Here is an 11900-nt window from a genome sequence, read left to right as displayed (position 1 = left end):
TCTTTTTTTAATAATAAGGTGGGAAAGCCACCTCATTAACTTAAAAATATTTAATCATTTAAAGGGAAATAATCATGGCAACTCCACATATTAATGCAGAAATGGGTGATTTCGCTGATGTCGTTCTGATGCCAGGCGACCCATTACGTGCAAAATACATCGCTGAAACCTTCCTTCAGGATGTTCGCCAAGTCAATAATGTGCGTGGCATGTTAGGTTTTACAGGGACTTATAAAGGTCGTAAAATTTCTGTTATGGGTCACGGTATGGGGATCCCTTCATGCTCCATTTACGCGAAAGAACTGATCACTGATTTTGGTGTAAAAGTGATTATTCGTGTGGGTTCATGTGGCGCAGTAATGGATGATGTCAAATTGCGTGATGTTGTGATTGGTATGGGCGCTTGTACTGATTCACGTGTTAACCGTCAACGTTTTAAAGAAAATGATTTTGCAGCGATTGCAGACTATGACTTAGTCCATAATGCGGTTGAAGCAGCAAAAGCAAGAAACGTGAATGTACGTGTGGGTAACTTGTTCTCAGCAGACCTATTTTACTCACCAGATCCTGATATGTTCAAAGTGATGGAAAAATACGGCATTCTGGGTGTTGAGATGGAAGCTGCGGGTATCTATGGTGTTGCCGCTGAGTTTGGTGCTCGCGCGTTAACGATTTGTACCGTTTCTGACCACATCAAAACTGGCGAACAAACCACGTCAGAAGAACGTCAAACCACGTTCAATGAGATGATTGAAATTGCACTGGATTCCGTGTTGTTAGGTGACAAATAGTCGTTAGACGTTTTCATGATGCGCTAAAATGCCACCTATTGTGTGGCATTTTTTATCGCTATTTTTTGATTCTACTCATCATCACGGCATCAACATATTGCCCATCACGGAATGCATAATCTTTCATGCGGCCTTCTAGTTCAAAGCCAAACTTTTCGTACAACCCAACGCCACTGCCATTTGCGGCGAATACTTCTAGTTCTATGCGATGGACATTCAGCCAGTTGTCACAGTAATCCACCATCACTTGCATCAGTTGTGAACCAATACCTTTGCCTTGGTGGGCTTCACTAACGGTAATCCCGAAGGTAGCCACATGGCGGCGGCGTATTTGGCTTGGTTGATGAATAACGAGTAACCCGACAACGACATCATCAATGGTTGCCACAAACTGTGTGACTAACGGGTCATTCGCACCAAGGCGGGCTTCCCATGTTTTTTCTGTTGGGTAAGGCAACTGTAATGTATTGGCGTAGGCGGAATAGTCCGTGTGCATTTGGGTGATTGCAGACACATCGTCCAGTGTTGCTCTGCGGATGGTTATGTTGTTCATTACTTTACTCATCATTGTCGTTTCTAGAATATATTAATCACATCAAAAATATATTATGTCAACTTAACAAAGTCATATAAATCTAGTAGTAGCATTAAATTTTACTGATTGTATTTAAAAATTATTGAGGGAATCGCTATCTGATATCGAAAGCTTATTGGCTTATATATTATTTTTGTGTGTCTTACCTCAAATAGGAAACCTAATATGAAGATCTTTAAAGCCATAAGCCATCACGATCATGCTACAAAGCAAACGAACCCATCAATTTCACTGAGTGATATGGTAGATAACATTATAAGAAAAGATAGCTTCTATGAGGGATCTAGCCATCTGATAATAGATAAAATAGTTAGTTTAAAGAATAGTACGAATGCTGATGGAATGAAGGAAATAACAGAGGCATGGGGTAAAGTAAATGAGGCTAACGAAAAAGCGAAGTATAAAATTAATAAGTATTTTAATAAAGGCATCGAAGCAAGTAAAAATTATTTTCTTTATCCTCCTAAACAGTCACTTCCTACTAAAGAAATACAATCAGAGCAAAAAGAAGATGGTTTTGAAAAATCAATTGTTCGAAAATCACACAGTGACGATTTATCTAATAATTCAATGCCAATAAAGAGTAATTCTGAAAGTGATAGAATTATAGAAAAGATGGAATATTGCAACGGTGTGATTACAAAACAGAAGAATGAAGTAGTTAGTGAGGAAATAAAAAAAATTAAACTAAATCAGTTGGGCAAGAGTGAGGAGGAACCTAAGTCTCAAAAAATCCTTTCTCGCCATACGATAGAGGAAGCGATTAGAATTAAAGTGATTTTTAATGGGATCTCGAATAAGTCATTAAATTTGATTAAAGCTAAAATTAAGGAAAAATTTAATAAGTTGAAGTCAAGTGAAACCCCTGAACTCTTTGAGCGCGAAATGTTAAGTGCACAGGGAATACTAAAAGAATACGATAATGAATTGGTATGTAAGAAAATAAATGAAATTATTAATCAATATTTAGATGAACATGAATTATATATTAGAGAAAATAGAAGTCCAATAAACCGAATTTGGTGTGCTATAAATTCCGTGTTTGGATTACAAGATGTTACGCCACGTAAGCTCAATGAGTTTAAAATGGCAATTATAGATGGTTTGAAAATGGAGCCTGTTGAGAATATTGATAAATATAAATCAGACTTAAGGCGGAAAATATCAAATTATACTCATGAAAATATTGCTAAGCAGATTAATGATTTCATAGACGTTTATTCAGTAGATAGAGTGAACGAATTGAAGGGAAATGAAAAATTCAGTGTTGTAAGTAAGACAGAGTTATTGGAACCTGAAAAAAATAGAGATCCGGAAGAGATAATGAAGGATATGAGTTTAAAAAAAATAATTTCACACGTATTCAATCGAATTATCAATAAAATAAGAAGAATATTTAGCTGAAATTAATCATGAATTTCATTTATGTCAAATAGGGTGGAAAGTAGAAAGATGAGCCCAATGTATTTACGGGCTCATCTTTACTCATATTAAGGCGTCATCATAAACACTTTTGAATTCTGCCCTAAATACTGACGAGCCAAGCGGTTAATATCCTCAACCGTAAGTTGACGAATAATATTTTGTTCTTGGTTTAAACGCTGATATTGCCCATCATCGGCGGCAACTTGTGCCAGCGCTTCAGTCCAATAACTAGAACTATCAGTGAATTGTGAATTTTCTGTCAGCCAAATATTTTTCGCTTCAACCAGCTCCTTCTCACTGACACCCGTTTGACGAATTTGCCCAATCGTTTTTTGGGCGATTTGCGTCATTTCTTCAGCACGCTCAGGTGACGTGGTGAAATTCAAGCGAGCGAGGTAATAAGGTTGCGGTTTTTTCGCTAGCATCTGTGAAAAACCTAATGCATAGATCCCGCTGGCTTTTTCACGTAATTCGCCGCGCAGACGTTGGCTCACAATAGTATCAATAAGCTGAATTGCTAAGCTGTCTTGTTGGTTCCACACGGCGGGTGAGGCGAATTGAATGCTGACCATGCTTTTATCACTACTACTGATGGGATAAGTTTTATTAAAACTGGCCATTTTAGGTATAATGCCTTGGTTGCGAGATACCAGTTTTTGGTTACTTTGCGGCAGTGATGCAACCCATTGCTCTAACAGCGGTTTTAGCTCACGACTATTCATTGCACCTGTAATGACCAGTGTCATATCTGCTGTTGACGTGAGTAATTGGCGGTTGGCTTGCTGCAACTGTTGAGCCGTAAATTGTTGCCAGCTACCCTGTGGATTGATCACTAAAAATTCACCATGGGTATAGCTTTCTTTATTGATATTATCGAGGAACGTGCGTTCTACGGGGGTTTTGGATAAGTTTAAAGCAAAGGATTGTTTTTGTTGCTCTAACTTTTCACCACTAAATTGCGGCGCTGTTAGCTTCAAGTTGAGTAGTTGTAGAGCCGTTTCGAGGTTATCGACAGGGGTTTTTCCACGAAAACCATGTGTGAGTAATTCACTGTATGGGCGAACGCTAATTTGGTTTTGTTTTGCCAGTAAAGCCAGATCGCGAGCGCTGTAGTTCCCATAACCGCTGCTTTCAGGAAGTTTTAATGCCCAATCGGTTAAACCTGCCGTTTGTTGTGTTTCTAACGAGCGACCACCGGGTAATTGCAAGTTAAATTGAATATCATCTTTCAGGTTTTTATCTGTTTTAACAATTACTTGAATACCATTGCTTAATATCCAATGCTCTGTTTTTTCAACCGGTAGCTTAGATTGCTCAACAATATCCCCTTTGGGAACTTGAGGTAGCTGTAGTTGAATCGCTTTGGAGCGCAGCGTAAATGGCCCTGGTGTGCTTTGGCGTATTTTAAGCCATTGTTGATTAAATGCAGACTTATCCATTGTCGCGGCATCTGTATCTGGCCCAATTAATGCTAAACGCGGGGAGGCGGTTTGTAGGAATTTAGCGACATGCTGTTGTAAATCCTGTGGTTTGACAGATTTTATCAACTGGTAGCTGTTATCTAACTGCTGGCGCTTATTCCACATCGGCATGTCATACTCAAGTGCTGTAGTGAGTTGCCCCGCTAAATATTCATTACTATAGCGTTGTTCTGAAGCGGCTTGCAGGCTAAATTTTTTCAACATGGTTTGCTTTGCAGAATCCAGTTCTTCTTGGGTAACTGGCTCAGTAGCAAGGCGTTGCAGCTCTGTAAATAAAATCTCAGTCGCACCTTGGTAATCATTGCCTTTGGGGTGGATGATCATCAACTGTTGTAAGCGCTGGTTATCTAACATTGCCCCTTGTTCATTGATGCTAATTGACGGTAAAACGCCGTTATCTACCATGACGGAGAAACGCTGGTTTAAAATGGCTAACCAGAGGTTATCGAGTAAATCTTCGGACTGCCCTAAGCGCGTATTTAGCGGTGCATTAACATCCTTTTGTAAGGCAAATTGCACATAACGCGCCCCTTGCTCTTTATCAAACACGCCTTGCACTAACATATTGGTTGAATGGGCAAATTGTTTCCACTGTGGGTTATCTTCTGCCACTTTTTCGGGTTTAGGGAGCGCAAATAAATTATCAACCTGATTGCGTACAGATGAACTATTGAAATCACCAATAATTAATAGTGACATTCGCTGAGGTTGATACCATGTTTGATAATAGTTTTTTGCTTGCTCAATCGGGGCATTGCGTACCACATCTAATGAACCTATCGGGTTGCGATCGACGTATCGGCTACCGTGGTAACGTAATTTTTCTAAACTATCATTGATGCGATAGCCCATTCCTTGGCGTAAGCGCCACTCTTCAACAATGACAGGGCGTTCTTTTTCAAAGGCATCTTGGTCAAAGGTCATATTTGACGCCCAATCAGCCATCACTTGTAAGCCCGTGGTGACTTGTGCTGTCGTGGCTTCAGGGAGTGATAATTTATATAGTGTGGAATTTAAACTGGTGATCGCATTAACATGGCTACCGAGTTTAAGTCCTTGGTGTTCAAGCTGTTTGAACCCTGTAGTTCCCGGAAAATGTTTGGTGCCTTTAAACGCCATATGTTCAGTAAAGTGCGCGAGGCCAAGTTGCTGTTCATTTTCTTGCAGTGAACCGCTACTGACCAACAAACGCAGTTCAACTCCAGGTTGATTGCGTTGTAGAAGGTAAACTTGCAGTCCATTTTCGAGTTGATAGTGTTGCAGGTCACCACGCACGGGTAACAGTGAGGTTGAATTTTGGCTCACAGATGTGCTGCCTGCGCAGCCACCGAGCAGAATGCTTACCAGTGTGGCGAAGGTAATTTTACGAAGCATATTCAGGCGTTCCTGTATTTAAGGATTTTTCACTCGCAGGTTCAACGAGCAATATTTGTTGTTCCGCAAATTGAGCAACGAAGCTCTGATGGCTAACCAAAACAATGGCGCTGTCATGGAGTTCAGCTTTCAATAGAGCAAGGAGCTCTAATGCGCTGTTTTCATCAAGGGCGGAGGTGGTTTCATCCAATAACAGTAGTTTTGGTCGGTTGAGCAATAAACGCGCAAACATAATGCGCTGCTGTTCTCCACCAGATAGGCGGTTGTTCCAATCAGTTTCGAGTGCGAGTTGGTGACGCAGCTTTTCTAACCCGACTAACATCAATGCATATTGAAAATCTTGCTGACTAAATTGGGATGTTGCTTTGGGATAAGCCAATAAGCTATCAAGCCGACTAATTGGTAAATAGAGGCATTGTGGGATCCACATCACTTTTTCTGTTCGGCTGATAGTGCCGTTGAAGAAAGGCCAATGCCCACTTAGCGTGCGTAATAAGGTGGACTTACCAACACCAGAACGGCCACGAATCAAGGTTAATTCGCCTTGTTTGGCGGTTATATTCACGGAATTAATTAAGCAGCGGTTGTCTGCGGTAGAAACGGATAATTTAGCGACCAAAGGTGGTGATTTTTCGTCGATAGTAACCACCGCTTTGTTATCGTTTTCCAATAAAACCACAAAGTTGTATAAACGAGAGACTGTAGCTTGCCATGCGGCGATTTCTTTATAGGCAAAAATAAACCAACCGAGTGAAGTGGCAACACTGGTAAAGGCTTGGCGCAATTGCATTAAGCCACCCAACATGATTTCACCCGCAAGGAATTTAGGCAATGCGAGTAATACAGGCGCTAAGGCGGTAACTTGTTGGTAACCCACTGTGTAGAAAGAGAGGTTCCGCTCACAACGGATCAAGCGGTTCCAGTTGCTAATAATTTCACCAAAGCGCCTCATCAGTTCTTTTCTATCTTGAGTTTCACCACGCTGCCCTGCAATGGCATCACCATGTTGGCGGCAATTAATTAGCGAGCTACGGTAATCCGCTTCGCGGCGCTGTTTATCCATATGCAAGCGACGTAGCGGAAAACCAATCCATTGGGTGAGAGCGATACCAATCAAGGTGTATATGATACAGGCCCAGAACATATAGCCGGGGATGGTCCAGTCGCTATCGGCAAAATTAAACGACAGGCTGCCAGACAATGTCCAAAGAATGGCCGCAAATGAAATCAGCGTTAACATTGAGTGGAGGAATGTCACCACTAAATTTAATGTCGATTCAATCAGTAAACGAATATCTTCGGCAATACGTTGGTCTGGGTTATCTGGCTCTTGTGATGTCAGCCTTAATAGGTAATGTTTGCTATTTGGCGATAACCAACGGCCAAGTACTTGCTCCGTCATGCCTTTACGCCAGCGGATAATCAGCATTTGTTTTAGGTAATTACCCATAACAACGACAAAAATTAGCCCGCTGACTAAAATCACAAAGTATTGCAATAAGCCATACAGCGCTTGGCCGTCGAGTTTTTGTAGGGCGTTATAAAAATCCCCATTCCACATGTTCATTTTGACGTTGAACCAAACCGAGGACAACGTGAGCCCGAGTGAGGCAAACAGCAGTATCCAGCACAAAAGGGCAGCACGCTGCCCCCAAAAAGGTTTTACTAAATAGAAAAATTGTTTCAGTGTCTTCATGACGTTTTATTCATTTGTTGTTTTATTTTAATGGCTTATGTTTTTTAAATTGCTCACATTGCTGGTGGATTACAGGTCGTAATTGACTTGTAACCAGAACTGACGGCCCGGGTCGTAGGACTTCAATACTCGGTCTTCAAAGACAAAGCGGTCAGCAACATTTTTATTGTTAAGGATATTGTTCACTTCGACTGAGAAGCCAAAACCGTGAGCGAATTCAGGCTTCCAACCTAAGCGGGTATCCCATGTATATTTGCTGGCAAAGTTTTGTTTGGTGTACTTACGTAATTGACCAACTTCAGGGTCGCTATAGTAAGAATTATCATAGCGAACGGCTTGGTTACGGGCTCCCCACCATTGAAGGCGGTTATACCAAGTAACATCGTATTCATCCCATACACTAGTGATTTCGAGGTTGAGCTTAATTGGCGAGTTAAAACTGGTTGAAGGCAATTTTGACGCATCAATGACTTTACCGTCATACCAGACTTTGTTGAGATTAACTTTATTGGCCGGATCGTAAGCGCTATAGCCAGCATCTTTTGGTGTATTACTTTCACTTTGTTGCCAAGTGAATGAGGCATTCATGACATGAGAAGCTTCAGCCCATTCCCATGGTTGGCTATTTTTCACTGATAAGGTTACGGTATCGTGAGAACTGCGTCCGCCGTTATCAAAGGTGCGAATACTACGAGTACTAGGATCTCGTGGGTTATCGTATTTAGTGCGGTTTCTGACTTCGTCGTAGCCTTCACGATGCACATATTGTAAGCGCCATGTGGTAGAAAGAACTTCTTGTTGCAGTGCTAAAGTGAGTTCATCGTTATAGGGGGTTTTGAGCGAATCTAACCCTTCATAGTCTTTTTGATTATCCCAATTGTTATTGTCAGGGTTAAGTGAACACGCGAAATCTTTGCTATAACCCAAGCAGTTTTGCATACCATCGTTTTGTGCACCGTATAATGCATAAGTGAGCATTGAGCGGCCATAATAACGGTTAGCTCCCGCTATTAACTGGGTTGTGCCATCACCAAAGACATCGTAGGTTCCACTTAAACGTGGGGCGATATTTGTACGATTAACAAAATCATCACGATCCAAACGTACTCCAGGGCGTAGATTCAATTTGCCATATTGGATACTGTTATCAAGGAAGATGGCGTAATTAGTGTAATCCGCAGAGTAAGAGCCTTTTTTAAACCGAGTCACATTACTTAAGTAACCATCGTATAAATCATCATTAATGATGTCGCCAGTGTAGGTGTAACGGAAATAGTCTTGATCGCGAACGTAGGTACCTTTGGTGTAACTTGCTTCAGCGCCGAGTGTTGGTTGGTGTGTTAATCCAAGTGCATCCTCTTGGGAATTAAAACGCATCACGGTTTTTAGCCCGTGGTTTTTTTGCTTGGATTCTAAGTCGCCAAGACCGCCGCTATTGCGTTCAATCATGTTCCAATTGTCGTCGAATGCCCTGATCGTTAGGGAATATTTTTGGTCATTCTTTCGGTCATCTTTTAAATCTTGTGTATTGGCAGTAACTTCCAATTGGCCTAAATCCAGCTGATGTTTAAATACAGCGGTAAAACCTAACCCATTGTGGGTTGAATCATAGCCCGAGTTGCTGATTGAAGACGAAAAAAGGCGGCTATCGTAATTGGCGTAATTAGCCGATAAATCTAACGAGCTCTTATCGGATAGATCCAATGAATATTTTAAAAAGTAATTATCTGAGGTACGGCGCTGATTTTTCTTACCTGAATCAGAGGTGATCGGCTCGACTTGGTTATTTTCCAGTACAAAGGCTTCCCCTCCCGTCACTGTCATCGGAATAGTCGAACTACGACGTGAGGCAGAGAATACGAGCCCTGAATTTTCACTCACCCCTAATTCAAACCAGCCACCAAAGTCATTTTTATCGTAGCGGTTTTGGAAACGCGCAGGGTTAGCCGTATCATTTTTAGTGGTATCAATACCTTGGGTAGAATCATGGAACAGGTTATTCCAACCGGAGCGAGTTAAGCGGTAATAGGCATGGGCGCTATTTTCCCCTTGCCAGCGACGGCTATTGACTTCAACGGTTCCCCCTGTAAACCCACCAAATTCGACAGGAATGTTATTGTCATACACTGTCATGCTGTCGATCAGGCGGCTATCGATGTAGATCCCTTGGTCGCTACTGCTCAGACGGGTCGCTGTTTCACCGAGACCACTGTCTGCGGGGTCAAAATCATTATTAAAACTAACACCATCAAGGCGATAAGCATTTTGATAGCTGCTTGAGCCGTGGATTGAAATGCGGGAAGGCTTGATTTCCCCTTGGTTCATCGAGTTACTGTCATTGTTTGCAAATTGGACAGCAGGGTTAGTTTTCATTAAATCGGTGATATTGCCATCACCGGTATTTTTCTGGCTAATCTCTTCAGACGTCACATATTGTGGTGCAGACATAACATCTGTTGCGGGGTGATTCTGAACAACGCCAGAGACTTGAGTTTCCGGTAATACCAATGTGCCTTGGCTTAAATTTTGCTGACGAATAACGAAAACACCATTTTCATTGACTAACTCTAAGCCGCTACCGATGAGTATTTTTTGTAATGCGGTTTGTGCGGAGTAGTTGCCAGACAAGGCAGGGGCGCGTAAGCCATTTAACTGACCTTTATCATAAATCAATTGGATTTGCCCTTGGCGGCTAATTTCAGCAACGGATTTATCCAGTGATTGTTCTGGTAGTGAAAATGCGAGTTCTTGTGCTGATGCAGACTGACAAACAATGGCGCTACTCACCGCAATAGCAAGGGCGAGCGGCCTTAATCGGCTTTGAGTAAACTGAATAGACATGGTTATCCCTTATTCTTAAGCTGCACAAAAAGCGTGCGAAAATAGGTCAGCAAAATGATGACTAGTTAAGAAGAGGGTGAAATGAGAATTATCCTCACCTGCAAATGAAAATATTTTTTATTTATTTTTTTTGTTTTGGATAATCAATACGTTATTTTTATCGCGATAGACGACTTGTACCGGAAGTAATGAAGGAAGGGCCTGAAAAAACTGTTCTGGCTGATGGGTATTGATGCGACCTGAGATTTTACTCTTCGCTAATTGAGCGGGAGAAAGCTCGATATTTATCGATGAGTAGTTTTTAAGTTCGTCGAGGACTTCTGAAAGTGGTTTATCAACAAAAACAAACTCACCAAAACGCCAACGAGCCACATCTAGCGGGTTGATGTGTTGGCGAGCGATTGGGCTGTTCGGCGACTGACTGACTGCACTGTCACCAGCAAGTAGGAAAACGGGTTGTTTGCTTGCGGCATCTTCAAAGCTGACAATGCCTTGGCTGACATTCACAGCAACTTGCTGAGCCACTTTGTTAACTTCAAATTCGGTTCCTACCACTTGAATTCGCCGGTTATCAGCTTGAACAACAAAAGGGCGATAAGGGTTGGATTTGACTTTAAAGTAAACATTCCCCTGTTCTAGGTACAGGTTACGCACTGGAGTTTCATAGGCGACATGAATACGGGTATTGCGGTTAAGAAACAGCTGGGAACCATCGGGCAATGTGACTTCTTTAGGCGTATCCGTTGCCACTAACGTCATATTATTGAGTAACATCGCAGGCAAGTGGCTGTAAGGCAAAAACAAAATAGCTGAAATAAAAAATGCCGCTAAGGTATTGCCCAAAGGGCGCCATAAGCGAAAAAAAGGGCGTTTTTCTTTCGGAAGTATTGTGCTAGCAGGGCGCGGCATATCATCAAAATCACGCCATAGCTCAGCAATGGCATCATACGCTTTTGCATGTTCAGGTGATGCTGCAACCCATTGTTTGAATTGCTCAGTTTCAAGGGCATTAATGCGTTGGCTATGCATGCGGGTAAACCACAGCGCGGCTTCTTCATCAATGCGGCTTTCATCATCTGATGTTTGCAAAGAGTCGTGTGTCATTACGAATTATTGCCCTGATTATCAAGGTGTTTTTTACAGTGAACAAGTGCTGCTGCAATATGTTTTTCCACCATACTGATTGAAATTTCCATTCGCTCAGCAATCTCACTTTGAGATAAGCCATCAAAACGATACAGCAAAAATGCTTCTCGTCGACGGGGGGGTAACGTTTCAAGTGCTTCGCTCAGCCGTTGGATCCGTTGCTGATGTTCCAAGATTTCACTAGGATCAGCTTGGCTCTGTTCAAAATGTGGCTCATGAGTAACGTCATCAATGGATGTCTCTGATTTAGTTTGGCGTTGGTTACGTCGCCAATGGTCAATCAAAACATGATTCGCAATTTTAAACAGATAAGCGCGGCTCTCTTTTACAGGTGTTTGTTCTTTACGGTTTAGCCATAGTGTAAACACATCCTGTGATAAATCATCAGCATCATTGCTGTTATCTAGCCGATTGCGGAAAAAGCGCACAAGTTGGCTATATGTTGACTGATACGCACCGCTAATTTTACGGGCAAGAGATTTATCAATAGTCATTTTACTGGTGTTAATGTCATAAAAGAGCACAGTTGTGCTGATTAATAATCTGCTCAG

Annotated in this window: 8 protein-coding genes; 2 read left to right on the top strand and 6 right to left on the bottom strand. The window is 41.8% G+C overall.

What is annotated here, in order from left to right; genetic code table 11:
• Positions 1-74 precede the first annotated feature (74 nt).
• On the top strand, positions 75-791 hold the full coding sequence (deoD, locus tag PSF09_RS18155; protein WP_004914779.1) for a purine-nucleoside phosphorylase: 717 nt from the start codon (positions 75-77) through the stop codon (positions 789-791).
• A 58-nt stretch (positions 792-849) separates the two neighbouring features.
• Here the strand turns inward: deoD and PSF09_RS18150 are convergent, their stop codons facing one another.
• Complete coding sequence (locus PSF09_RS18150) at positions 850-1344, bottom strand: GNAT family N-acetyltransferase (protein WP_272684279.1); 495 nt, start codon at positions 1342-1344, stop codon at positions 850-852.
• 207 nt (positions 1345-1551) lie between these two features.
• Between PSF09_RS18150 and PSF09_RS18145 the strand changes: the two genes are divergently transcribed.
• Positions 1552-2790, top strand: a complete 1239-nt coding sequence (locus PSF09_RS18145) for a hypothetical protein (protein ID WP_272684278.1) — start codon at positions 1552-1554, stop codon at positions 2788-2790.
• Positions 2791-2876: 86 nt separating this feature from the next.
• Here the strand turns inward: PSF09_RS18145 and PSF09_RS18140 are convergent, their stop codons facing one another.
• The 5 genes from PSF09_RS18140 to PSF09_RS18120 form a co-directional block, all read right to left on the bottom strand.
• Positions 2877-5666: a M16 family metallopeptidase gene (locus PSF09_RS18140; protein WP_272684277.1), complete on the bottom strand. Its 2790-nt coding sequence runs from the start codon at positions 5664-5666 to the stop codon at positions 2877-2879.
• Positions 5656-7362, bottom strand: a complete 1707-nt coding sequence (locus PSF09_RS18135; protein ID WP_272684276.1) for an ABC transporter ATP-binding protein/permease — start codon at positions 7360-7362, stop codon at positions 5656-5658. The genes PSF09_RS18140 and PSF09_RS18135 overlap by 11 nt, the downstream gene beginning before the upstream one ends.
• Positions 7363-7431: 69 nt before the next feature.
• The gene (locus PSF09_RS18130) at positions 7432-10203 is read right to left on the bottom strand and encodes a secretin and TonB N-terminal domain-containing protein (RefSeq protein ID WP_272684275.1); all 2772 of its coding nucleotides are present in this window, start codon (positions 10201-10203) and stop codon (positions 7432-7434) included.
• Positions 10204-10320: 117 nt separating this feature from the next.
• Positions 10321-11307: a FecR family protein gene (locus PSF09_RS18125; protein ID WP_272684274.1), complete on the bottom strand. Its 987-nt coding sequence runs from the start codon at positions 11305-11307 to the stop codon at positions 10321-10323.
• Positions 11307-11843 carry an RNA polymerase sigma factor gene (locus tag PSF09_RS18120; protein ID WP_096864546.1) on the bottom strand — a complete coding sequence of 179 codons (537 nt, stop codon included), beginning with the start codon at positions 11841-11843 and terminating at the stop codon, positions 11307-11309. The genes PSF09_RS18125 and PSF09_RS18120 overlap by 1 nt, the downstream gene beginning before the upstream one ends.
• Positions 11844-11900 lie beyond the last annotated feature (57 nt).

This window comes from Providencia sp. PROV141 (genome assembly GCF_028481645.1).
GTDB classification, from domain to species: domain Bacteria; phylum Pseudomonadota; class Gammaproteobacteria; order Enterobacterales; family Enterobacteriaceae; genus Providencia; species Providencia rettgeri.
Note: the sequence above shows the minus strand (reverse complement) of the source record. Positions and strands in the feature narration are given on the sequence as shown.

Bases quoted from the DNA above. Each gene is read 5' to 3' on its own strand.
- deoD (WP_004914779.1), top strand. From the start codon at position 75: ATGGCAACTCCACATATTAATGCAGAAATGGGTGATTTCGCTGATGTC.
- PSF09_RS18150 (WP_272684279.1), bottom strand. From the start codon at position 1,344: ATGAACAACATAACCATCCGCAGAGCAACACTGGACGATGTGTCTGCA.
- PSF09_RS18145 (WP_272684278.1), top strand. From the start codon at position 1,552: ATGAAGATCTTTAAAGCCATAAGCCATCACGATCATGCTACAAAGCAA.
- PSF09_RS18140 (WP_272684277.1), bottom strand. From the start codon at position 5,666: ATGCTTCGTAAAATTACCTTCGCCACACTGGTAAGCATTCTGCTCGGT.
- PSF09_RS18135 (WP_272684276.1), bottom strand. From the start codon at position 7,362: ATGAAGACACTGAAACAATTTTTCTATTTAGTAAAACCTTTTTGGGGG.
- PSF09_RS18130 (WP_272684275.1), bottom strand. From the start codon at position 10,203: ATGTCTATTCAGTTTACTCAAAGCCGATTAAGGCCGCTCGCCCTTGCT.
- PSF09_RS18125 (WP_272684274.1), bottom strand. From the start codon at position 11,307: ATGACACACGACTCTTTGCAAACATCAGATGATGAAAGCCGCATTGAT.
- PSF09_RS18120 (WP_096864546.1), bottom strand. From the start codon at position 11,843: ATGACTATTGATAAATCTCTTGCCCGTAAAATTAGCGGTGCGTATCAG.